Below are 22,106 nucleotides of genomic sequence, written 5' to 3'. Positions count from 1 at the left end.
CGGAGCTCGCGGCTCCCAAGAAGGAGATCAACAACATGGATTTCGCGCTCACCGACCAGCAGGAAGCCATTCGCGATGCCATCGCAAAGATCTGCGAAGGCTTTCCCGATGCCTATTGGCTGAAGAAGGACCATGACGGCGGCTTTCCGCATGACTTTCACAAGGCGCTGGCCGATGCCGGCTGGCTCGGCATCTGCGTGCCGGAGGAATATGGTGGCTCCGGACTCGGCATCACCGAAGCCGCGATCATGATGCGCGCGATCGCGGAGTCCGGTGCTGGCATGTCCGGTGCGTCCGCGGTGCACATCAACGTGTTCGGGCTCAATCCCGTCGTCGTGTTCGGCTCCGAGGAGCAGCGCAAGCGCATGCTGCCGCCGATGGTGGAGGGACGCGAGAAGGCGTGCTTCGCCGTCACCGAGCCCAATACCGGCCTCAACACCACCCAGCTCAAGACCCGCGCCGTGGCCAAGAACGACCGCTACATCGTCAACGGCCAGAAGGTGTGGATTTCGACCGCGCAGGTCGCGCACAAGATCCTGCTGCTGGCGCGCACCACGCCGCTGGAGGAGGTGCGCTCGCCGACCCATGGGCTGAGCCTGTTCTACACCGATTTCGACCGCAACAAGATCAAGGTCCACGAGATCGAGAAGATGGGCCGCAAGATCGTCGATTCCAACGAGCTGTTCTTCGAGGACTTTGAAATTCCGATGGAGGATCGGATCGGCGAGGAAGGCAAGGGCTTCCAGTACATTCTTGAAGGCATGAATCCGGAACGAATTCTCATCGCGGCCGAGGCGGTCGGTTTGGGAAAACTCGCGCTGTCGCGCGCGACCGAATACGCCAAGACGCGCGTCGTCTTCAATCGACCGATCGGCAAAAATCAGGGCATCCAGCATCCGCTGGCGGTGAACTGGGTCGAGCTTGAAGCAGCCTGGCTGATGGTGATGTCGGCGGCGTGGCAATACGACAAGGGCATGCCCTGCGGCGGCGCCGCCAATGCCGCGAAATACATTGCGGGCGAGGCCGGATACCACGCCTGCGAGCAAGCCGTGATGACCCATGGCGGATTTGGCTATGCCAAGGAGTTCCACGTCGAGCGTTACTTGCGCGAAGTCCTGATCCCGCGCATCGCGCCGGTCAGCCCGCAGCTTGCGCTCAGTTTCATTGCAGAGAAGGTGTTGGGCCTCGCCAAGTCCTACTGAGTTCGCGCGTTCGGCAGGATTGCCATGAACCTCGCTCACCATCTCCTGCGTGCAGCCAAGGCCGACGCGTCCGCGCCTGCCTTGCTTAAAGGACTGACGCCGGTCGCCGACTACGGCCGGCTAGCGACGACGGTGGCCTCGCTGGCTGCGTCGCTGCAACAGCGCTTCGGCCTCGCCCGGGGCGAGCGCGTGGCGCTGCTGATGAAGAACGTGCCTGATTACGTTGCCTGCCTCTATGCCTGTTGGCATGCCGGGCTGGTCGCCGTTCCCATCAACGCAAAGCTGCATCCGCGCGAAGTCGCGTTTATTTTCGACAATTCAGGTGCTGCGGTCGTGTTGGTGACGGAGGACATGGCGAGCGTCGCGTCGGAAGCGCTGGCGCTCGGCACGGCCAAGCCGCGTATCGTCGAGATCGGTTCGGCCGAGTACCGCGGATTGGAGAAGGCTGAAGGCATCGCCATTGCCGACATCGCGATCACCGATCCCGCCTGGATCTTCTACACCAGCGGCACCACCGGTCGGCCCAAGGGCGCGGTGCTGAGCCACCGCAACCTGCTTGCGATGTCGTTGAACTATCTCGCCGAGATCAACCCGGTCGTCCCGGGCGAGACACTGCTGCACGCAGCCCCGATGTCGCATGGCTCGGGCCTCTATATGGTCCCGCATGTGCTCGGCATGGGCGCGCAGATCATTCCGGAGAGCGGCCGCTTCGAACCCGACGAGATTCTTGAGCTGACCTCGAAGCGCGACGGCATCTCCTTCTTCGCCGCGCCCACCATGGTACGGCGCCTGACTGTCGCGGCGGAAGCTTCGGGTGCGACGGCACCGGGGCTGAAAACGATCATCTATGGCGGCGGTCCCATGTATGTCGCCGATTGCAAGGCGGCGTTGGCCGTGTTCGGACCGAAGCTCGCGCAGATCTACGGTCAGGGCGAGACGCCGATGACCATCACTTATTTGCCGAAGTCGATGCATGAGGATGCCGGTCATCCGCGTCATGAGGAGCGGCTCGCTTCGGTGGGCATCGCGCAAGGTGTCGTGCAGGTCCGCACCGTGGACGAGGCGGGGCGGGACGTCGCGGCTGATGAGGTCGGCGAGATCATCGTGCGTGGCGACACCGTCATGTCCGGTTACTGGCAGAACCCGGACGCCACCGCGAACACGCTGCGCGACGGCTGGCTCTACACCGGCGACATGGGCGCTTTCGACGCCGATGGCTTCCTCACCCTGAAGGACCGTTCCAAAGACGTCATCATCTCCGGCGGCACCAACATCTATCCGCGCGAGGTCGAGGAAGTGCTGCTGCGGCATGAGGCCGTCGCCGAAGTCTCGGTGATCGGCCGGCCGCATCCGGAATGGGGCGAGGAGGTGGTGGCAATCGTTGTTCCCATCGCGGGGCGGGCGGTGACGCGGGACGAGTTGGACCAGATGTGCAACGCCTGGATCGCACGCTTCAAGCGGCCGAAGCATTATTATCTCACCGGCGAGCTGCCCAAGAACAGCTACGGCAAGATCGTGAAGACGGAGCTGCGGACGTTACTCGGCGAATCCTCCGCGGGCCTTGCGCCGATGAACTGACGCAGTCATGCCCGAGCTCACGGCGCCGATCGATTTTTCCGGCCTGATCCGTGAAGGCGATCTCGTCGTCTGCGGGCAGGCGACGGCGGAGCCCGTCACCCTGACGGAAGCGCTGATGGCGCAGGCGGCAGGTCTGCCGCCCTTCCGCATGATGGTTGGGCCGGTCTTCTCCGACACGTTCTCCGCGGATTGCGCGCCCAACGTCTCGTTCCAGAGCTATGGCGTGATCGGCAATGCGCGGCGGCTTGCGAAGGCGGGGCGTCTCGACGTGATCCCGAGCAATTACAGCGCCTTCTGTGCCGACTTCGCCTCGCGGCGCCACAAGGCTGATGTCGTGCTGGTGCAGCTCGCGATATCAGAGGGACGGCTGAGCGCCAGCCTCTCCAACGACTATATGATCGATGCTGCGCGCGGCGCGCGCGTCGTCATTGCCGAAATCAATCCGGATGCGCCGTTTACGTTTGGCGCCGAATGGCCCGGCGACGTGCCGATCCATTTCCGCGTGACTGCCCGCAGACCGCCGGCGGAACTGGCCTCGCCGCCGCTCGATGAGATCTCGCGCCGTATCGCAGCGCACGCGGGAAGCCTGATCGCCGATGGCAGCACCCTCCAGTTCGGCGTGGGTCGAATTCCGGATGCGATCCTGTCTTCGCTGTCGCATGCGCGCAATCTCGGTATCCATTCCGGGCTGATCAACGATGCCGTCGTCGATCTGATCGAGCGCGGCGCGGTGACGAATGCGGAAAAGGGCATCGATCCCGGGATTACGGTCACCAACCAGGTGATCGGTACGCAGCGGCTCTACCGCTTCGTGCACGAGAACAAGGAGGTCGCGGTGCGGCCGACGTCCTACACGCACGGCCAGAACATGCTGGCGCGGATCAACCGGCTGGTTGCGATCAATTCGGCGCTCCAGGTCGGGCTCGACGGCAGCGTGAATTCCGAGACGCTGAACGGTGTCGCTATCGGGGCCATCGGCGGACAGCTTGATTTCGTGCGTGGAGCCAATGCATCGCCCGGGGGCAGGGCGATCATCGCGCTCCCGGCGACAGCGACCGACGGGACCAGCCGGATCGTTGCCGATGTCGAGACGGTGACGACACCCCGTGCCGATATCGATGCCATCGTCACCGAATGGGGTGTCGCCGAGCTGCGCGGCTGCGGCCTTGCCGAGCGTGCGCGTCGCATGATCGCGATCGCGGCGCCCGGGCACCGCGAGGCGCTGTCGGCGCAACTTCGCGGTCTGGCGGGTTAGCCTAATTCATCATCGCAAACGTCGGACGCTGGCTCTCGCCGGATCCAATGATCCCGGGAATGTCCATCGCCTCGCCGGCGATCATGCCGGACATTTGCCAGAACAGATGGGCGAGGCGGGAAAACACCAGGCGCTCGCGCTCGGCCGGGACCGAGCCGTTGGGGATCGTCACGGTCTCCAGGCCAACCACTTTCTTGAAATCCGGCCAGATCGTCATCGACTGCGCGATCACGGAGTAGCAATGCGGATCATCGTCGCTCTCGGCCGGTGCCGATGGCAGGCCCGGATATTGGGTCGGCGCAGCATAGAATTTGTAAGCACCGTAGCCGAGCCGGAAGAGGAATTTCTCGGAGACGGCGATGTCGGCAGCAAAGGACACCAGCCGGGCCTCGCTCAGCACGTCCGGGTCGATCGCGCCGAGGTCCGATGCGCGTAGCGCCGAGCAGAAGGCGAGGTCGCGATTGTGCTCGCGAAGCAGATTGGCCAGCGGCTGCTGCTGTTGCACGGTGTCGGTGAGCAGGATGATGGTCTTGAGCATCGACGGAATTCCTCAGGGAAAGAGATGGCGGGCGGTCACGACCGCATCTTCAGTGGCGTGGGATGCGAAGAAATCGTTGGCGATGCGCTGCCCTGGCGCGATCTCCAGGATGCGGTAGCGCGCCTGTGCCGCGGCATCGCGCGCGGCGCCGACGTCCTCCTGCCAGGCGCACAGCGACAGCTCGAGCCGGCCGTAGCCGCCGCAATCGGCGGCGTAGGCACCGGTCACGGCTTCCACCGTCGCAGCAATCGCGCCCGCATCGCTGGCCGAGATGTCGCGCAGGATCACGGCGATGCCGTTTGCGGTCTCGGGCTTCGCGATCTCGGACTTGGCGGTCATGACCATGAAGGCATCGCGGGCGCCGGTGCGGCCGGCACGGCGGGCCGAGCGCACGATGCCTGCAAAGGCGGGATCCGGCCCGAGTTCCAGTGTCGTCGTCTGCTGGTCATGCAGGATCGTGGCGCGCAGCGCGCCGAGGTCGCCCTTCAGCGCGTGATAGGAGCGCGGCAGCCAGACCGTGTCGAGCGGCACCTGCGAGGAGGTCAGGCTCCAGGCCTGGTCGAGCAGATAGCCCTCCCAGATCGCGGGATGTGACGCGGCGAGCTGCTGCCAGGCGTGCAGCAGCATTTCGGCGCGCTTGGTGCGGCCGAGATAGAGCGTGCGCGCGGACATTTCCCAGCGATTCCACTTGTGGAGCCCGACGTCGCAACCGACGAAGGACGGCAGCAGCGGCGCTTCGCGCAAGGTCGCGCCGGCTTCGACGAACAGCAGCGGCTCGCGGTATTTGTTCCACATCCGCATCATGAACTCGGCCTTCTCGAAGCAGAGGAGGCGGTCGCCGAATTGCGTTTCAATCGGCTCGATGTGGCAGTCGAGGTCGAACCGCTCGAGCGAGTGCCGCAGCGTAAAGGCCGCGGTTGCGTCGCCGCCGCGCGGATAGCAGGAGACGATGCGGGGGCGGGCAGTGGATGTATCGGCAGCGGTGAGGAGTTTCGACCAGCCGATGCCGCCCCACCACATCTCGTGCGGGCCGTCCGCGCCGCAGGGGCCGACGGTGCCGAACTCGGTCAGCTTGGACTTGAGGAAGTCGAAGCCGGGATTCTCGCTTCTGGGGATGACGACGGCGCAGCCGGGATTGAGCGAGCGGTAGAACAGCTCGGCCGCGGCGCCGCTCAGCGGCTCCTTGAGAATGATGACGCCGTTTCGCCTGATGTCGGGCGCATTGTCGAGCGTCGGCGCGCCGTACGCGCCGACCAACCAGCCCAGGCGATCGCGCTGGGGCCGGCCGAGCCTGATACCGCCTGTCAGCAGCAGCCGATCAAGGTTTTCGTGCGTCCCGTCCGTCAATTCCGTGCCCCCGGTTCAAGCCCCTGGTCTTCAACGGCGCTGGTGACACGATCAGGCGGACTATTTGGGATTGGATCCGAGTGGCGTGATGGCCACGGAATAGACCGCGATGTCCTGCGTCATCGGGGCGACCGGGATCAGCAGGCAGCCATCCTCGCTCTCGGCGCGATAATGGTCGCCGTTTCGCTGAATGCCGGCATAGACCAGGCTTTCGGCTGTGATGGCGAGCACGTCCTGGCTCTCGGCGGTGTCGCGCACGTCGTCGGCGGACTGGATGGTCACGCCGTGCAGCAGGCCCTCCGCGGCGAATTTCGGCAGCGGCAGCGCGATCATGGCGATGCCCATCGCACGCGAGACCGGAATGCGCACGCGCATCTCGCCGAGGCCGGTCCGGTGGACGGCGGCCGATTCAAGACTCGCCTCGCCATCGGCACGAAACAAGCCGACCTGAACCACCCCGCAGGGACTTTCTTCGAAGACGTCGGCGGGCAGGCGGTTGGCGCCGAACAGCGCATAGAGATAGGCGTAGGACGGCGACATCAGTGCGAAGCTGCCTGCAAGCCACATCGGCGGCCCGGCCGACGTACAGGCGGCGGAGAGGCCGCGGGCGGTGATCTGATTGCGGACGAAATCGCGGTCGAGCATCGGCGCCAGCGCCTGTGTGCCGAGATTGACGTCGTGCTGCAGGCCGCCGAGCAGCGCCAGCTCGTCGTCATCGGGCAGCAGCAACAGGCGCGCCAGCGTCGCGGCGCTCCAGCGTGCGGCGACGTCGGGTGCGGCATACGGGCTGAGACAGAAGTCGAGCGCAACGTCCCCGGCGCTCGCCGCAAAGGCGAGGGCCCCGGCCTGGAGTTCGGCGGTCAGCGCCATCTGGGTCGCGGAATGCGGGTTGATCTCGCGCAGGACCTGATCGCCGTCATAGTCGCGCACCGAGCCATCGGCGGAACAGCAGGCCTGCTCGAGCAGCGCGACGTTGCGGACCAGCATGCGCTTGACGTGAGGGGTGACCACGAGATCGGAGATGAAGCCTGCGGCGCTATCGTCCTCGGCGAGGTCGACGAAGGAATCGTCGAGAGAGAGAAGATAAGCACCATGCAGGCGAATCCTGATCCCTTCCTGGTCGAAGACCCGTCGCAAGGCCTTCTGGACGCTACCGGAATAGCCGAGATCGGCGAGAACGAGGTCGGTACAGTCGTCGAAATCCGGTATCGCGTGGCGCATATAGGCGAGCAGTCGTGCACGCAGGATTACGGCGAGCTCGAGAAGATCGCTGGTCTCCATCAAGGTCGGCAACGCCTCGGCGAGCTCCCGGCCGGTCACGATGCCATCGGGTGATGTCGCGAAGAACGCCGCGACTTTCGGCGGCAGGACCTTGACCATTTCGCCGAACGTTGGTGCGTCGAGCTTCGCTATGCTGGGGAGGAAGTCGACGAGCGGTTGCATCGTGTCGGCCGAGGCCATCAGGCCGACACGGCGGTTGATTTCGAGATAGGCGGAGCTCGTGCCGTGCAGCTCCTGCCAGATCCGGTGCGGCAGAAAGCCGTCGCGGCCGAGGAAGCCCAGGGCGACCTTTCGGCCGTCGCCTGCGACCTGTTCGCAGCGCCTGGCGACGAAGGCGTCGAAGGCGGTCATCACAGGGCCGAGCACCGTCGCGCCGAGGTGGAAAGCCGGAGATTTCTCGGCGCTGCGCGCGGCCATGATCCGCCGCAGCGTGCGCGAACCCTGATCGAGCCGCGAGGGCGCACCCGGGCACAACAGCTCGAACAGCGCGGTCTCACGTTGCAGCTTCGAGGCCAATTCCCGCGAGGCCTGGGGATAGTAATGCGGACGAATGCCGTGACGCCGCGCGCCCTTGATATCCGCGCGCTCATTGTCGCCGATGTGGACGGAGGCGCCGGCGTCGATGCCCTGCTCGGTCAGGTATTTCGCGAACAGATCCTCGCTCTTGCCGCTGCCATGGTCGCAGGAGGCATAGAGAAAATCCCACGTCAGGCCGGGACGGCACGCACGCAGCAATTGCCCCAGCCGGCTGGAATCCCAATAGGTGTCGGAGATGAATCCGACGCGGTGGCCGGCCCGCTTCATGTCCAGATATTGCCGGAACATGTCCGGATTGGCGCGGCAGAGCTCGAGCTCCGCCGAGAATTCCGATTCGACGAGATGGTTCAGATCGCTGCGCGCGAGGCCGAACAGATTGAACGGAAACAACGAATAGATGTCGTCGATGTGAACTTCGCTTCCGCCGCGCTTCTCCTTCGCGGCCCGCCGCGCGCGCGATTCGGCCTGGATTCGATGCTGAACGAAACTCGCGGAAACATCCGGACAAGTTCTTGAAATGCCCGATAGCTCGTAAGTCCTTTCAAACACACCATCCGGCGTCGTGCAGGCGCGAAGCAGAAATGTATCGAAAACATCGAACGACCAAGCAGAAACAATTCGCGCGCGGGGCTCGAGCCCGGCCGTTGCGATCTTCATGCGACAATTCCCCGTCCACCATGATGATTAACGTGCGCTTGCGCGGAGTCAGGCGCCTCGACAACGAAAAAAGTTCACGCGCGATTCAAAATCGCGTTCGTCGCGACTGACAGATTCAAAAAAATCGCTAGGTTCGAAAAAGGTGATTCGGAAAAAATTGCCGAGTGCAGAAGTCGTCTCGCGTTCGTTCACACTCGGAAACAATCGCTTCCTGATGCGCTTCGCCTGCGCCGCGTTCGATCACCTAGTGCCGCGTAATGTCAGCGTTTTCTCTCAACGACATCTGTTCAGGATGGATGATCCGCCATGGCGCGAGACGATGTGATGATTGCAGCTGTGACGCGCGAAAGCATCGCGCAGTCGGCAATTATTGCCCGATGCTCGGCAAAAGATACCGGCTAACATCTTGAAAAATAACAAAAAATCTCCGCCTGGAATGTTTTGGCCCTGCGTTCAACGCCTGGAAGCCGTGTGGCATGTGCGCCGTCGGCATTGCGGGTTGGAGGTTGCGGGATGAGTTACGCTGCGGATGTCTGGGCTCCCGCCGAGGCCGAGATCACGACAACGGTGCCGGTCGATGCGATCGTGCCGGTGATGCCGTCGGTGCCGCTCGCGCCCGATAGCGCGCCTGTTGCCGCCGACATCGTCTACGACGAGGACAGTGAGCTTCTGGACAAGCTCGCGGCCGACGACGAGGCTGCGTTCCGCATGCTGGTCGAGCGGCACATCGACCGCGCTTATGCGATCGCGTTGCGCATCGTCGGCAACGCGGCGGACGCCGAGGACGTGGTGCAGGACACCATGCTCAAGATCTGGAGCCATCGTGGTCGTTGGCAGCACGGCCGCGCCAAGTTCTCGACCTGGCTCTACCGTGTCATCTCCAACCGCTGCATCGATCTGCGCCGCAAGCCGCGCAACGAGAATGTCGAGACCGTGCCCGAGGTCGCCGACGATCAGCCGGGCGCCGTCGAGATCATCGAACGCAACGAGCTGAACGGCATGCTGGAGCTCGCGATGCAGCGCCTGCCCGAGCAGCAGCGCATCGCGGTGATCTTTTCGTACCACGAGAACATGAGCAACGGCGAGATCGCCCAGGTGATGGACACCACGGTGGCTGCCGTGGAGTCGCTGCTCAAGCGCGGCCGCCAGCAGCTTCGTCAGCTGCTTCGCAAGCACGAACGCGACATCCGCACCGCGTTTACCGATTGCTAACCATAAAATTTGCTCCGCGAAAATTTTCGCGCCTGATCTCCTTGCACTCCGCCGTTTGAGCGAACGGACGGGGCTGCGGTCCGCGTCGTCGTAAGTCGATTTCAACGATGCGGCACGCTTGCCCATCAGCACAGGAGTTTCCAATGCCCGCAATCAATACCAACACCGCCGCCAACGCCGCGGTCCGCTACCTCAACATCAACTCCTCGCAGGAGACCAGCTCGCTCTCGAAGCTGTCGAGCGGCTCGCGCATCACCTCCGCGTCCGACGACGCCGCCGGCCTCGCGATCTCCACCCGCATCTCATCGGACGTGACCACGCTCCAGCAGGCCGCGACCAACGCCTCGCAGGCCAACGCGATCCTCCAGACTGCCGACGGTGGCGCCTCGAACATCTCCGACATTCTCGCCCGCATGAAGTCGCTGGCCTCCGAATCCGCGTCGGGCACCACGACCGACTCCAGCCGCGCCTACATCAACTCGGAATTCTCGCAGCTGCAGGACGAAATCGATTCGATCGCGTCCGGCACCCGCTACTCCAGCCAGAGCCTGCTCGACGGCTCCAGCGTGTTCGCCTCCGGCGTCTCGGTTCTGGTCGGCTCCTCCGGCTCGGACACGATCACGATCACGCTCACCAGCCTCACCGCGTCCTCGCTCGGTGTCTCCTCGCTCGACGTCAGCTCGCTGTCGGATGCAACCTCGGCGCTGACGTCGCTCGACACGGCAATCGACACGGTCTCGGCAGCCCGCGCCAGCATCGGTGCCCAGGAATCGCGCTTCAACTTCAGCGCCGACTCGATCTCGACGCAGACCCAGAACCTGCAATCCGCAAATTCGGCGATCAAGGACGTCGATATCGCGGCCGAGCAGTCCAAACTTTCCTCCGCGGAAGTGAAGACCCAGGCCGCCGTGTCGGCGCTGGCTGCCGCGAACCAGATGCCCCAGTACCTGCTCAAGCTGCTGGGCTGATGATGACCCGGGCGGGCCGGCATGATGCCGGCCCGCTCCTACCAGGGATGACCAGGCAAAGTGACCAGCGTCAGTTCGACCAGCAGCGCAAGTTCGGGCGTCTCCGTCACCACGAGCGGGACCACCAATTCGAGCAGTATCGACTGGTCGGCGCTGATTCAGGCCGCCGTCGACGCGAAGACCGCGCAGGCGGACACGATCTCGACCACGATCACGAACAACGAGGCCAAGATCTCGGCCTATCAGACGCTCCAGACCGATCTGAAGACGTTGTATTCGGGCCTGGCGTCGCTTTCGACCGCGGTGGTCAACTCGTTGTCCGCCAGTGCCTTTGCGACGCGCTCGGCGAGCATCAGTTCCACCGGCGACGTCAGCGCCTCCTCGGCGCTTTCCATGACCATCAAGAGCGGGGCGGCCACCGGCGATCACACGCTGACGATCGGTCAGCTCGCCACCGCAAACAAGATATCCGGCACCTCGCAATCGAGCCAGACCGACGAGCTTGGCTACTCCGGCACGTTCTCCATCGGTTTGGAGGGTGGCAGCACATCCGACATCACCGTCACCAGCACGATGTCGCTCCAGGACGTCGTCGACGCCATCAACGCCCAGACCTCGACGACCAACGTCCAGGCCTCGATCGTGCAGGTCTCCAGCACGTCGTACCAGATGGTGCTGACCGGCACCGAGGATGCAGCGGACATCACCTATTCCAGCACGTCCGGCGACGACATCATGAACGAGCTGGGCGTGACCGACAGCTCGGGGAGCTTCACCAACGTCATTCAGGAGGCCCAGTCGGCCGAATTCACGCTCGACGGCATCTCGATGACCCGCGACACCAACGACATCTCCGATGTCCTGAGCGGGGTCACCTTCAGCCTGCTCCAGGCGACGCCGGACGGAACGTCGCTCAACGTCAGCATCGAGACCGACACCAGCCAGATCGAATCTGCGGTGGAGACGTTCGTCACCAACTACAATGCCTTCCGCGACGAGGTCATCGCCCAGCAGACGACCGCAACCGACGGCACGGCAGATTCGAGCGCGGTCCTGTTCGGCGACGGAACCATGCGCAACATCATGGATGCGCTTCAGAACGCCCTGAACAGCACGGTGGGCGGCATGACCATGGCCGATCTGGGCCTGTCATTCAACGAGAACAACGAGCTCGAGCTCGACACCAGCACGCTGTCGGACATCCTGAGCACGAATTTGAGCGGTGTGACCAAATTGCTGTCGGCGCAGACGACGACGTCGTCGAGCCAGCTCAGCGTCGTCAATACGGGCACGTCGCCGCAATCCTTCACGCTGGACCTGTCGGTCGATTCCGACGGCAATCTCGCCTCGGCTTCGGTCGGCGGCGACTTGTCGCTCTTCACGGTCAGCGGAAACACGATCATCGGTGCTTCCGGTTCGATCTATGCAGGCATGGCCTTCACCTATAGCGGCTCGACCTCGCAGTCGATCACGGTGACGTCGACCTCGGGCATCGCCACGCAGCTCTATCAGATCGCAAAGAATTACTCGTCGACGACCGGCGTATTGCAAACGCTGATCACCAATCTGACGACGCGCGACGACGATCTCCAGCAGAAGGTCGACGACATCAACAGCGCCGCCGCGACCCTGCAGTCGCAACTCCAGACGCAATACGCGAAATACCAGGCGGCGATCGAGAGTGCCAACAGCACACTGACCTATCTCAAAGCCCTGCTCAATTCATCGAGCGACTAATCGTGTGAAACAGAGTGATTGATGATGCATAATCCGATGGCGTACATGGCCAACCAGGCCTATCGGGGAGCGGCAACGACCGTGCCGCCGCTCAAGGCGATCTCGATGCTGCTTGGCGGCACGATCACCTTCCTTCAGAAGTCGGTCACCGCGCAGGAGGCGCGCCGTTTCGAGGAGGGCCACGAATACCTGATGAAGGCGACCGCGATCCTGCGCGGGCTGAGCCACAATCTCGATTTCACTAGGGGCGGGGCCGTGGCGGAACGGATGTTCCAGACCTACAACGCGTTGATCCTGGCGAGCCTGAAGGCTTTCGGTCGTCCGCGTGCGCGCGAAAACTACGAGCGCATCGTCGCCGGGCTGACTGAGCTGCGGGAGGCCTGGGAGCAGGTCGACGCCACGTCGCGCGGCAGCAAGGCCGTGCCGGCCGATTCGGCCCCCCGGGGCTGAAGCGCACGGGCTGCCCCATCCTGAGGGTGGGCGATTCCCCGGCCGGCCGTCTCGGCCGCTTTCCGTAGTGCTGCGGGCGCCTTTGGCGCGTGAAACCGCTGAAATCGGGTTTCCGCCGTGCCTGCAATGCTTTATGACGTGGCCTGACCGAGGCGGGATCGGCGGGCGATGGACGTCACCGAGTTTGAGGAACTGATCGATCGGCTGGGCGAGGATCTCTCCCTCTGGCCCGACGATCGGCGTTTGCCCGCCGAAGAGTTGCTGGCGGGCTCCCCCGCTGCGCGAGCCCTGCTGGACGAGGCGCGCACCTTGCGTCAGGCGCTCGCAGCGCCTCCCGTCCGTGCCCCCAAAGGCCTCGCCGACCGCATCGCCGCCGCCGCTGCGAAAATGAAAGGCGACCCCGCGGAGCCGCGCACGGAAGGCGAGACGGCGGGGAGCTGAAGGGCTTTTTCTTGCATCGAATTACAAGACGTCGTCATGCCCGGGCCTGTCCCGGGCATCCACGTTTCCGGTGCTGCGTGGCAAGTCGTGGATGGCCGGGACAGGCCCGGCCATGACGTTGCGGAAGCCTCCGCACTCCCAACGCTAAAATCTTCGCATCGCTAACGCACGACACGGCAGATTTTGCCGTGTCGAAAGCGGTTTTCGCACGCGTGAATCCCCGCCTGAATCCCCGCGCCCACCCGTTTCATCAGCACACAGATTTCAAGCGCAGCCGACCGACATCTCGTCTCCGGCAGCGCAAGAAAGCCGGAGTTTCTGATGACCGTTTCCGCCACGAGTTCTGCAACGAGCGCGACCACGACGACATCGTCATCGTCGAGCACGTCGTCCAGCTCGACGCTGACATCCAGCGACTTCCTCACCCTGCTGGTCAGCGAGCTCCAGAACCAGAATCCGCTGGATGCAACCTCGACCACGGACCTCGTCAATCAGCTCTCCTCCTACGCCAATTTCACCTCGCAGCAGTCGATCAACTCCAACCTCAATTCGCTTGCGAGCTCGTTCTCGAGTCTCGTGACGCTCAACTCGGTCAACTATATCGGCCACACCGTCGAGGCGAAGTCCGACACGTCGACCTTGAGCAACGGCTCGGCGACGTTCGGCTACTCGCTGTCTGCGGCCGCCTCGAACGTGTCGATCAGCATCTCGGATTCGTCCGGCAACGTCGTCTACACCGGCACGGGGACCGGAAATTCCGGTTCAAACAGCTTCACCTGGGACGGTAAGGACTCCAGCGGCACCCAGCTCGCCGACGGCGGCCAGTACACCGTCTCGGTGACCGCGACGAACTCCGCCGGCAACTCGGTGCTCAGCTACACGACCGTCACCGGCACGGTGACCGGCATCGACACCTCGACCTCCACGCCATCACTCACGGTGAACGGCGTCGCTGTCAGCGCCGCCAACATCCTCGGCGTCACGTCCTGATCTCAACGCCCTGATTTCCTCGGAGTTTCATCATGAGTCTCACCGGTGCATTGTCTTCGGCAATCTCGGCGCTCAGCGCGCAGAGCCAGTCCCTGTCGATGATCAGCGACAACATCGCCAATTCGGACACGACCGGCTACAAGACGACGTCGGGGATGTTCGATGCGCTCGTGACCGCCTCGAGCAACACCACCTCCTATGCGTCGGGCGGCGTCACCATCTCGGGCCGCGCCAACATCACCCAGCAGGGCCTGCTCGCCGCGACCTCCAACGCCACTGACGTTGCGATCCAGGGCACGGGCTTCTTCGTGGTGACCAGCGCCGCGTCCGGAGGCATCACGTCCTACACCCGCAACGGCGCCTTCACGATCAACAATGCCGGCTATCTCGAGAACAACGGCAGCTACCTCGAGGGTTGGCGCACCGACGCGGACGGCAATGTCGTCGGCAGCGAGTCGGCCAGCAACCTCTCGGCCATCAACACCCAGATCGCCTCGACCAGCGGCAGCGCCACCACCAAGACCACGATCGCGGCCAATCTGCCGTCGGATGCTGCGACCGGCGACACCTATACCAGCTCGATGACGGCGTATGACTCGCTCGGTGCCGCAAACACGATGCAGATCACGTGGACCAAGACCGGCACCAACAGCTGGAGTGCGAGTTTTGCCAATCCGACCTCGTCGTCGGATACCACGACCGCGACAGGCACGGCGTCCGGCACCATCGACATCACCTTCAACAGCGATGGCTCGCTGGCCAGCACCAGCCCGGACCCGGCAACCGTCTCGGTCACGGGCTGGACCGACGGCGCGGCCGACAGCACCATCACCATGGACCTCGGCACGGTCGGCGGCACCAACGGCCTGACACAATACGCCTCCGGCGAGACCACGCCCTCGGTCAACGTCACCAGCATCGACTCCGACGGCCTGTCTTACGGCAAGCTGTCCAGCGTCTCGATCGGCAAGGACGGCGTGGTCGACGCCACCTATTCCAACGGCGAGACCATCGCGATCTACAAGATCGCGGTGGCGACCTTCGCCGATCCGAATGGTCTTTCCGCGGCCAGCAACGGGCTCTACTCGGCGACCGTGACGTCGGGGAATGCCGCGCTACAGGCCTCCGGAGAGAACGGTGCGGGCACGATCTACGGCAGCGAGTTGGAATCCTCGACCACCGACACCTCAAGCCAGTTCTCGAGCATGATCTCGGCGCAGCAGGCCTATTCCGCCGCGTCCCAGGTCATCTCCACCGTCAACAAGATGTACGACACCCTGATCTCGGCGATGAGGTGAGCGATGCGCGATGACAAAGCGAGCGCGGCCGGAGAAGCGCTGTTGCGCCGGCTGAAGCGGCTGGTGGCGCGGGCGTCAGTCGTCAAAGGGAATGATCGGAAGCAATTGCTTGCCCTGATCGACGATTTCGAGACGGCACGGCGCGGTCTCTTGCGGGAATGCGCGGAGATCGAGGGCGAGATGAGACAGGCGACCGTCAGGACGACCGCGATCGGCGCATATCTGCGCAGTTCGCAGGCCGACCGCGGCAAACGGCATAATTAGAAGAAGGCAATGACCATGACCGTAGTTCAAGCCAAAAGCCAAATTGCCGGGACCAACGCCGCGAACGGCGATATCAGCATCAAGTCGCTGATCACGCTGATCGATACGCTGACCGCGCTGGTCGCCGAGGAGAATGTCGAGCTCGCCAAGGGCCTGCCGGCCTCGCGCCTGAAGCAGGTCGACGAGAAGAACCGCCTGGCGGAGATCTTCGAGCAGACCGTCGCCGAATGCGCGGCGGGGACCACCAGTCTCAACGTGCGCGACCGGATCCTGCGCGAGCAGCTCATGGAGCGGATCCTGAAGCTGCGTATCGCAATGGACGAGAATCTGGTGCGCCTGCGCGCGGCGATCGAGGCCAGCAACCGCCGGATCGAGGCCGTCATGCAGGCGATCCGCGAGCAGATCGCGGCGGTGTCGCCTTATGGCGCGTCCGGTCGCGTCGCCGCCGCCCGCGCCGTTTCCAGCGGCACCAGCCGCAGCGCCTGACCAGCGAGGAGCCGCCCGTGTCTCTCGATATCGCACGATCGATCGCCTTCAGTGGACTGTCGTCGACGTCCGTGCAGATCAGCGTGACGTCGTCGAACATCTCGAACGCCGACACCACGGGCTATACCAAGAAGACCGCGAACCAGTCGAGCAGCGTCACCAATGGTGTCGGCACCGGCGTCACGGTGACGGGCATCACCTCGACGGTCGATAAGCTGTTGCTGAAGTCGCTGATCTCTGCGACTTCAGATCTCGGCTCCGCCGATACCACCAACACCTACCTGACGTCGCTCGAAAAACTCTACGGCTCAACCAGCAGCACCGACAGTTCGTCGACCGGGACGTCACTTGCAAACAGCATCGCCTCGCTGGAATCGGCGCTGTCGTCGCTGGCGAGTACGCCGAGCAGTGCCTCGCTGCAATCCAACGTCGTCAGCGCGCTCGACGACGTCGCGAGCCAGTTGCGGGAGACGTCGAGCAGCATCCAGAAGCTCCGCTCCGATGCCGACCAGGACATCGCGTCCTCGATCGACGACGTCAATACCGACTTGCAGCAGATCGCGGATTTGAACGCGCAGATCAAGCAGACGGCGGCGGCCGGCCAGTCGACCGCGGATATGGAGGACCAGCGCAACACCGCGCTCCAGGACCTCGCGTCCAAGATGAACATCAACTATTTCACGGCATCGAACGGCGATATTCAGATCTACACCAAGTCCGGCCAGGCGCTGGTCGACAGCTCCGCGCATACGATCAGCTATACTGCGGCGGCCAATGTGACGGCGGCGACGAGCTATACGCCTGGCGCCTCGTCGAACGGCTTCAGCGCGATCACGGTGAACGGGGTCGACATCACCTCGCAGATTACAGGCGGGGACATCGGCGCGCTCGTCACGCTCCGAGACACGACCCTGACGAATGCGCAGTCGCAGCTCGACCAGCTCGCGCAGCAGCTGGCTTCCGCGATTAACAGCGTCTCGAACAGCGCGTCCGCGGTGCCGGCGCCGACGAGCCTCACCGGGACGACCAGCGTCACCAGCAGCACGGCGCTGTCCGCCACCGGAACGGTGCGTCTTGCCGTCGCCGACCAGAGCGGCAATCTGGTCTCCTTTGGCGATCTCGACCTGTCGTCCTATTCCACGGTCGGCGATCTTGTCACCGCCATCAACGGCATCTCCGGACTGTCGGCCTCGGTCGATGCGGACGGCCATCTCTCGATCACGGCGACCGGGTCGGGCAACGGCGTCGCCATCAATCAGATGACGAGCTCGGTGGGAAGCTCGGCCGAGGGATTCTCCGAGTATTTCGGCCTCAACGACCTCGTGACCGGAACGAGCGCGGCCGACATCGCGGTCAACAGCAAGATCCTGTCCGGAACCAACGAGCTGCAACTGGCGACGCTGGACTCCTCGTCGAGCCTGACGGTGGGCAGCACCGTGTTGTCGTCGGGATCGGCCACCGTCGTCAACGCTTTCTATGACGCGCTGACGGATTCCCGGGCATTCGCCGCCGCCGGCGGGATTGCCGCCACCACCGGTTCGCTGGCCGATTACGCCTCTGCCATCGTGGCCGACGTCGCCAGCAAGGCCTCGCAGGCGTCCGACACTTACACCGCGAAGGAAACCGCACAATCGACCTATGCGAGCTCGCTGTCCTCGCAATCCGGCGTCAACCTCGACGAGGAGTCCGCCACGCTCAGCACGCTCCAGAACAAATATTCCGCGGCTTCCGCATTGATCCAGGCCATCAATACCATGTACTCGGCGCTGCTGTCCGCCGTGCAGTCGTAACGGCCGGGAGGAGGCTCATGGTCGCGATGCGGGTCGCCACCTTCGCGCAGTCGAACAGGATGATCGCCGACGCGATGCGCGTGGAGTCGGTCATGGCCAACAAGCAGATCCAGGAATCGACGGGCGTCATCTCGACCGATTTCGGCGGCTACGGCTCGGATGCGCAGCACGTCGTCAACCTTCAGGTCTCGGTGACCCGCGCGCAATCCTATATTGATGCCGCGACGCTCGCCGACAGCAAGGTGCAGGTGATGTATTCGGCGGTCGGATCGATGACCGACATCCTCACGCAGCTCCGCTCCCAGCTCAGCGCAGCCACGACCGGCAGCTCGACCGAGGCGAATTCGGTGATCACCACCGCGCAGCAGATGCTGGAGCAGATGGGTTCGCTGATGAACACGCAATATGACGGCCAGTACGTGTTCGGCGGCGGCAAGACCGACACCGCGCCGGTCGATCTCACGAGCTTCGCGTCCGGTACCGGCTCCCTGACCACGGCCGACACCAGCTACTATAATGGTGACGACGAGATCGCCTCGGTGCGGGTCGCCGCCGACCAGACGGTTTCATATGGCGTCACCGCCGACGATTCGGCGTTCGAGGAGGTGATGCGGGTTCTCAAATTCGTGGCCAACAGCACCTCGCTGTCGTCCTCGGACATCACCAGCGCGCTCGACCTCGCCGGCACGGCGCTCGACGACACCGCGGCGGTGCAGGCCAGGCTGTCGAACAACGCGTCCTCGATCGAGACGGCGAGCTCGCGCCAGACCGACTACAAGAGTTATGCCGAGACCCTGTCGAACGACCTCACCGGCGTCGACGTCGCCGCCATCACGGCGCAGCTGTCGACGTACCAGGCGCAGCTCACGGCGTCCTATTCGGCGCTCGCCAAGATCCTGAGCATCAATCTGGCGAGCTACCTGAAATAGGCCACATGCTCGGTGTCATTCCCCGCGAAGGCAGGGAATCCAGTACGCCGCAGCCTCTCGGTCCTATCACCAACGTCTCTGGAATACCGGATGCCCGCCTTCGCGGGGCATGACAGCGCGTTGTGCGGATGCGTCGCGCCGGCCTATTCGGCGGCGATCCGCTCCATCGCCATGGTGCGCAGCCGGGCGCGCTGGATCTTTACGCCATTGGCGCTGTCGGTCACGGGGAAGGCGTCCACGACGTAGATTCGTGCCGGGACCTTGTAGCCGGCGAGCCGCTCGCGCAGCCGCGCAAATAGCTTGTCCTGTTGCGGCGGCTCGCTTGCCGGGATCACGAAGGCGACACAGCGTGCGTTTCCTTTCAGATCGACCGCGACGACCTGGGCGTCGGCAACGCCGGTGCAGGCCTTGAGCTCGTCCTCGATCTCGCCGGGTGCAACCAGGAAGCCGCCGAGCCGCATCGCGTCACCGGCGCGGGTCTCGTAGACGAAGACGTTGTCACCCCGCAATCGGCCGACGTCGCCGGTGCGGAAGAAGCCGTCGGCGGTGATCGCCTCGTGCGTCGCCTCAGGATTGTTGAAGTAGCCGAGGAAACGGGATGGCGCGCTGATCTCGATTTCGCCGGAGACGCCTGCGGCCACAAGCTGACCGGTCTCGGTGTCGCGCACGCGCACCTTCGCGTCGGGTGACATCGGCCAGCCGCCGCCTTCGATGCGATCGGCGAAGGCATCACTGGGGCAAGCGATCGAGAACAGAGCCTGCACCTCGCTCGAACCGTAGAGGCCGAACAGCTTCATGCCGCGTGCCTCGGCCTCCGCGGCAAGCTCGCGCCAGCCGGGCTGGAATGCGGCGAAGCCGCAGATCTCGAGATGCGGGAACGGCCGTGGCGCATCGGTGAGGGAGAGGATGCGACGGAACATCTCGTCGGAGCCAAAGGAATGCGTGATCCGGTTTTCACTGAGGATCTTCAGCGCCGGCGCCGCCTCGAAGGCGTCGAGCGCATGGATGGTCGCGCCGGCTGCAATGAAGCCGAGCAGGCTTGTCATGCCGAAAGTGCCGCAGAACGGTAGCATCGCCAGCAGGAAATGGCGCTGCGGATCAAGCTTCAAGGCTTGAGCAACGGAGGCGGCGTGCGTGGCCAATGTTCGCTGCGAATGCGCGACGAGCTTTGGCCCCTTTGTCGTGCCCGAGGTCGTGTAGAGCAGGACCGGCAGGTCGACATCCTCCTGCGTTGTCGGCGCCGGCGGATAGGGCTTGTCGAAGGCATCGAAGCGCACACTGGGCCAGTGCGCGGGGACCGCATCCGCACCGACCACCGCGAGCTTTTGCAGCGCAGGCACCTCGCTCCTGGCGATATCGGCGAGGATGGCGGCAAAGTCGATCGCGCGGAACGCGGCCTCGACCACCATCAGCTTCGCGCCGGACAGTTTGAGCAGGTGCGCGACTTCGGCACTGCGGTAGCGCGTGTTGACGGCGGCAACGACGGCGCCGATGCGGGCCGCGGCGAACAGCAGCGCGATCCATTCGATCCGGTTGACCAGCCAGACCGCGACCACGTCGCCCTTGCCGATGCCTTGTGCGGCCAGCCAGGCGGCAGTCCGTTCGACCTTTTCCGAGAATTCCGCGCGTGAGACCATCGTGCCGTCGAATACGAAGGCGGGGTCGACGGCAGCTTCGGTACGGCTCAGCGATTGCAGCGAAAATGGATTGGCGCTCATGGCAACCGGACTAACCCGATCGCACAAGCCTGTCTACTTGGTGCCGAACATCCGGTCGCCGGCATCGCCGAGGCCCGGCACGATGTAGCCGTGGTCGTTGAGCCGCTCGTCGATTGCGGCGGTCCAGATCGGCACGTCGGGATGCTCGCTCTCGAATTGCGCGATGCCTTCGGGGGCGGCCAGCAGGCAGACGAAGCGGATATCGCGGGCGCCGCGGGCCTTGAGCAGGGACGCGCCGGCGCAGGCCGAATTGCCCGTCGCCAGCATCGGGTCCATCAGGATCACGGTGCGGTCGGACAGGTCCTGCGGCGCCTTGAAGTAATATTCCACGGCCTGCAAGGTCTCGGGGTCGCGGTAGAGCCCGATATGGGCGATGCGCGCCGAGGGCATCAGCGCCAGCATGCCGTCGAGGAAGCCGACGCCGGCGCGCAGGATCGGTGCCAGCGTGAGCTTCTTGCCGGCGATCTTCGGCGCCTGCATCGCCGCGATCGGCGTCTCGATCTCCACCAGCTCCAGCGGCAGGTCGCGCGTCACCTCGTAACCGAGCAGCATCCCGATCTCGTTCAGGATCTCGCGAAAGCTCTTGGTCGAGCGGTCCTTCTCCCGCATCAGGGAGAGCTTGTGCTGGACCAGGGGGTGGGCGACGACGTTGACGCTGCTTGTGCTCATGAAACCGCTCTACACGGTTCCCTAGAATTGCGCCAGATCGGGCGGGTGTTTTCCGCGGTGAGGCGTGGCCTCGGACGGGGCTTGCGACCGCGCTGCACGCCCGGCTGCTCGTCTCGTGGGCAGCCATGGTCAGGTCATGGTCGATCGATGTGCCGGGTTCTAAACCCCGAGCCCGCGGGCAACGAGCGTGATCACGAGAGTCAGGACTGCGCCCCAGATCAGGCTCAGCGTCATGGTCAGGATGGTGGTGGTCACGGCCTGCTCCAGATGTCCCTTGAGGAGCGGCATGCTAATTGTCCGATGTCGCGGTCAGGCGCATGCCGAGCAGTAGCGCGCCCGTCAACGTAATCAGGATGGCGATCTTGAGTTCGATCATGCCCGCAGCCTCGTCATCGCGCGCGCGAGGAGCCGCCGGGCTCCCTCGGCCAGCACGATCAGCGGATTGCCGCGGTTTTCGATGTCGAGCTCGAAGGCATCAATGGGAAACACCAGCGCGCAACCCGCCAGCCCGCTCTGCCGGTTGGCGAAATCGACCGCCGACGACTTGAACAGGAACAGGCCGCCGGTGCGCCCGTTCGCCTCGCGCGCGACCCAGAGGCCCGCACCGTTGCGTCCGATGAAAAAGGCGGGGATGGCGGTGCTGACGACATCCGGGTCGAGCGGCTTGAGTGCCGCGATTGTCCGGGCCTCGGATTGGCGATGGGCAGCCTGAAGGGCGATTGCGGCCATGGCGGCTTCTTCACACATCTGCAAGGTCAT

Annotated in this window: 21 protein-coding genes; 14 read left to right on the top strand and 7 right to left on the bottom strand. The window is 64.2% G+C overall.

Going from position 1 to position 22,106, the window contains the following annotated elements:
• The first annotated feature begins 35 nt into the window (after positions 1–35).
• Genes AB7532_RS28985 through AB7532_RS28975 form a run of 3 tightly spaced genes read left to right on the top strand, consistent with a single transcriptional unit; the run spans position 36 to position 4,035 of the window.
• Entirely contained in the window at positions 36–1,202 is a 1,167-nt protein-coding gene (locus AB7532_RS28985; RefSeq protein ID WP_441238094.1) for an acyl-CoA dehydrogenase family protein, read from the top strand.
• A 24-nt stretch (positions 1,203–1,226) separates the two neighbouring features.
• Positions 1,227–2,780, top strand: a complete 1,554-nt coding sequence (locus AB7532_RS28980; RefSeq protein WP_441238093.1) for a class I adenylate-forming enzyme family protein — start codon at positions 1,227–1,229, stop codon at positions 2,778–2,780.
• Positions 2,781–2,787: 7 nt separating this feature from the next.
• Positions 2,788–4,035: an acetyl-CoA hydrolase/transferase family protein gene (locus tag AB7532_RS28975; RefSeq protein WP_441238092.1), complete on the top strand. Its 1,248-nt coding sequence runs from the start codon at positions 2,788–2,790 to the stop codon at positions 4,033–4,035.
• A gap of 1 nt (position 4,036) precedes the next feature.
• On the opposite strand, the gene AB7532_RS28970 is transcribed toward AB7532_RS28975, so the two are convergent.
• The 3 genes from AB7532_RS28970 to AB7532_RS28960 are packed head-to-tail and all read right to left on the bottom strand — an operon-like array spanning position 4,037 to position 8,395.
• A complete protein-coding gene (locus tag AB7532_RS28970) occupies positions 4,037–4,573 on the bottom strand; it encodes a hypothetical protein (protein WP_441238091.1) in 537 nt (178 codons plus the stop codon).
• Positions 4,574–4,585: 12 nt separating this feature from the next.
• Positions 4,586–5,920 (bottom strand): hypothetical protein, encoded by a 1,335-nt coding sequence (locus tag AB7532_RS28965; protein ID WP_441238090.1) that lies wholly within the window; start codon positions 5,918–5,920, stop codon positions 4,586–4,588.
• A gap of 60 nt (positions 5,921–5,980) precedes the next feature.
• The gene (locus AB7532_RS28960) at positions 5,981–8,395 is read right to left on the bottom strand and encodes an HAD family hydrolase (protein WP_441238089.1); all 2,415 of its coding nucleotides are present in this window, start codon (positions 8,393–8,395) and stop codon (positions 5,981–5,983) included.
• A gap of 513 nt (positions 8,396–8,908) precedes the next feature.
• Here AB7532_RS28960 and AB7532_RS28955 point away from each other — a divergent pair.
• The 11 genes from AB7532_RS28955 to AB7532_RS28905 all read left to right on the top strand — a co-directional run bounded on the left by AB7532_RS28955 (position 8,909) and on the right by AB7532_RS28905 (position 18,960).
• Positions 8,909–9,607 (top strand): RNA polymerase sigma factor, encoded by a 699-nt coding sequence (locus AB7532_RS28955; protein WP_441238088.1) that lies wholly within the window; start codon positions 8,909–8,911, stop codon positions 9,605–9,607.
• 143 nt (positions 9,608–9,750) lie between these two features.
• Positions 9,751–10,575, top strand: coding sequence for a flagellin (locus AB7532_RS28950; protein WP_441238087.1), 825 nt, complete (start codon positions 9,751–9,753; stop codon positions 10,573–10,575).
• Between the two features lie 60 nt (positions 10,576–10,635).
• Positions 10,636–12,312, top strand: coding sequence for a flagellar filament capping protein FliD (gene fliD, locus AB7532_RS28945; protein WP_441238086.1), 1,677 nt, complete (start codon positions 10,636–10,638; stop codon positions 12,310–12,312).
• 21 nt (positions 12,313–12,333) lie between these two features.
• The gene (locus AB7532_RS28940; protein ID WP_441238085.1) at positions 12,334–12,762 is read left to right on the top strand and encodes a flagellar export chaperone FliS; all 429 of its coding nucleotides are present in this window, start codon (positions 12,334–12,336) and stop codon (positions 12,760–12,762) included.
• A gap of 168 nt (positions 12,763–12,930) precedes the next feature.
• Positions 12,931–13,203 carry a hypothetical protein gene (locus tag AB7532_RS28935; protein ID WP_441238084.1) on the top strand — a complete coding sequence of 91 codons (273 nt, stop codon included), beginning with the start codon at positions 12,931–12,933 and terminating at the stop codon, positions 13,201–13,203.
• Between the two features lie 321 nt (positions 13,204–13,524).
• Positions 13,525–14,193, top strand: coding sequence for a flagellar hook assembly protein FlgD (locus AB7532_RS28930; protein ID WP_441238083.1), 669 nt, complete (start codon positions 13,525–13,527; stop codon positions 14,191–14,193).
• 32 nt (positions 14,194–14,225) lie between these two features.
• The gene (flgE, locus tag AB7532_RS28925) at positions 14,226–15,491 is read left to right on the top strand and encodes a flagellar hook protein FlgE (RefSeq protein WP_441238082.1); all 1,266 of its coding nucleotides are present in this window, start codon (positions 14,226–14,228) and stop codon (positions 15,489–15,491) included.
• A gap of 3 nt (positions 15,492–15,494) precedes the next feature.
• Positions 15,495–15,755, top strand: coding sequence for a hypothetical protein (locus AB7532_RS28920; protein ID WP_441238081.1), 261 nt, complete (start codon positions 15,495–15,497; stop codon positions 15,753–15,755).
• Positions 15,756–15,764: 9 nt separating this feature from the next.
• Positions 15,765–16,241: a flagellar protein FlgN gene (locus AB7532_RS28915; protein WP_441238080.1), complete on the top strand. Its 477-nt coding sequence runs from the start codon at positions 15,765–15,767 to the stop codon at positions 16,239–16,241.
• Positions 16,242–16,258: 17 nt separating this feature from the next.
• On the top strand, positions 16,259–18,031 hold the full coding sequence (gene flgK / locus AB7532_RS28910) for a flagellar hook-associated protein FlgK (RefSeq protein ID WP_441238079.1): 1,773 nt from the start codon (positions 16,259–16,261) through the stop codon (positions 18,029–18,031).
• Positions 18,032–18,048: 17 nt separating this feature from the next.
• Positions 18,049–18,960: a flagellin gene (locus AB7532_RS28905; RefSeq protein WP_441238078.1), complete on the top strand. Its 912-nt coding sequence runs from the start codon at positions 18,049–18,051 to the stop codon at positions 18,958–18,960.
• Positions 18,961–19,103: 143 nt separating this feature from the next.
• On the opposite strand, the gene AB7532_RS28900 is transcribed toward AB7532_RS28905, so the two are convergent.
• From AB7532_RS28900 to AB7532_RS28885, 4 genes are all read right to left on the bottom strand, one after another.
• Positions 19,104–20,678 (bottom strand): AMP-binding protein, encoded by a 1,575-nt coding sequence (locus AB7532_RS28900; RefSeq protein WP_441238077.1) that lies wholly within the window; start codon positions 20,676–20,678, stop codon positions 19,104–19,106.
• A 33-nt stretch (positions 20,679–20,711) separates the two neighbouring features.
• A complete protein-coding gene (upp, locus tag AB7532_RS28895; protein ID WP_441238076.1) occupies positions 20,712–21,347 on the bottom strand; it encodes a uracil phosphoribosyltransferase in 636 nt (211 codons plus the stop codon).
• A 159-nt stretch (positions 21,348–21,506) separates the two neighbouring features.
• On the bottom strand, positions 21,507–21,635 hold the full coding sequence (locus AB7532_RS28890; protein ID WP_441238075.1) for a hypothetical protein: 129 nt from the start codon (positions 21,633–21,635) through the stop codon (positions 21,507–21,509).
• 84 nt (positions 21,636–21,719) lie between these two features.
• Positions 21,720–22,106: a hypothetical protein gene (locus AB7532_RS28885; protein ID WP_441238074.1), complete on the bottom strand. Its 387-nt coding sequence runs from the start codon at positions 22,104–22,106 to the stop codon at positions 21,720–21,722.

The sequence above is a fragment of the Bradyrhizobium sp. 930_D9_N1_4 genome (assembly GCF_052076015.1).
In the GTDB taxonomy this organism is placed as follows: domain Bacteria; phylum Pseudomonadota; class Alphaproteobacteria; order Rhizobiales; family Xanthobacteraceae; genus Bradyrhizobium.
Note: the sequence above shows the minus strand (reverse complement) of the source record. Positions and strands in the feature narration are given on the sequence as shown.

Coding starts and splice junctions, on each gene's coding strand:
- AB7532_RS28890 (WP_441238075.1), bottom strand. CDS start 21,635: ATGCCGCTCCTCAAGGGACATCTGGAGCAGGCCGTGACCACCACCATC.
- AB7532_RS28935 (WP_441238084.1), top strand. CDS start 12,931: ATGGACGTCACCGAGTTTGAGGAACTGATCGATCGGCTGGGCGAGGAT.
- AB7532_RS28915 (WP_441238080.1), top strand. CDS start 15,765: ATGACCATGACCGTAGTTCAAGCCAAAAGCCAAATTGCCGGGACCAAC.
- AB7532_RS28905 (WP_441238078.1), top strand. CDS start 18,049: ATGGTCGCGATGCGGGTCGCCACCTTCGCGCAGTCGAACAGGATGATC.
- AB7532_RS28950 (WP_441238087.1), top strand. CDS start 9,751: ATGCCCGCAATCAATACCAACACCGCCGCCAACGCCGCGGTCCGCTAC.
- AB7532_RS28960 (WP_441238089.1), bottom strand. CDS start 8,395: ATGAAGATCGCAACGGCCGGGCTCGAGCCCCGCGCGCGAATTGTTTCT.
- upp (WP_441238076.1), bottom strand. CDS start 21,347: ATGAGCACAAGCAGCGTCAACGTCGTCGCCCACCCCCTGGTCCAGCAC.
- AB7532_RS28970 (WP_441238091.1), bottom strand. CDS start 4,573: ATGCTCAAGACCATCATCCTGCTCACCGACACCGTGCAACAGCAGCAG.
- AB7532_RS28975 (WP_441238092.1), top strand. CDS start 2,788: ATGCCCGAGCTCACGGCGCCGATCGATTTTTCCGGCCTGATCCGTGAA.
- AB7532_RS28980 (WP_441238093.1), top strand. CDS start 1,227: ATGAACCTCGCTCACCATCTCCTGCGTGCAGCCAAGGCCGACGCGTCC.
- AB7532_RS28930 (WP_441238083.1), top strand. CDS start 13,525: ATGACCGTTTCCGCCACGAGTTCTGCAACGAGCGCGACCACGACGACA.
- flgE (WP_441238082.1), top strand. CDS start 14,226: ATGAGTCTCACCGGTGCATTGTCTTCGGCAATCTCGGCGCTCAGCGCG.
- AB7532_RS28885 (WP_441238074.1), bottom strand. CDS start 22,106: ATGACCTTGCAGATGTGTGAAGAAGCCGCCATGGCCGCAATCGCCCTT.
- AB7532_RS28955 (WP_441238088.1), top strand. CDS start 8,909: ATGAGTTACGCTGCGGATGTCTGGGCTCCCGCCGAGGCCGAGATCACG.
- AB7532_RS28900 (WP_441238077.1), bottom strand. CDS start 20,678: ATGAGCGCCAATCCATTTTCGCTGCAATCGCTGAGCCGTACCGAAGCT.
- AB7532_RS28920 (WP_441238081.1), top strand. CDS start 15,495: ATGCGCGATGACAAAGCGAGCGCGGCCGGAGAAGCGCTGTTGCGCCGG.
- AB7532_RS28940 (WP_441238085.1), top strand. CDS start 12,334: ATGATGCATAATCCGATGGCGTACATGGCCAACCAGGCCTATCGGGGA.
- AB7532_RS28985 (WP_441238094.1), top strand. CDS start 36: ATGGATTTCGCGCTCACCGACCAGCAGGAAGCCATTCGCGATGCCATC.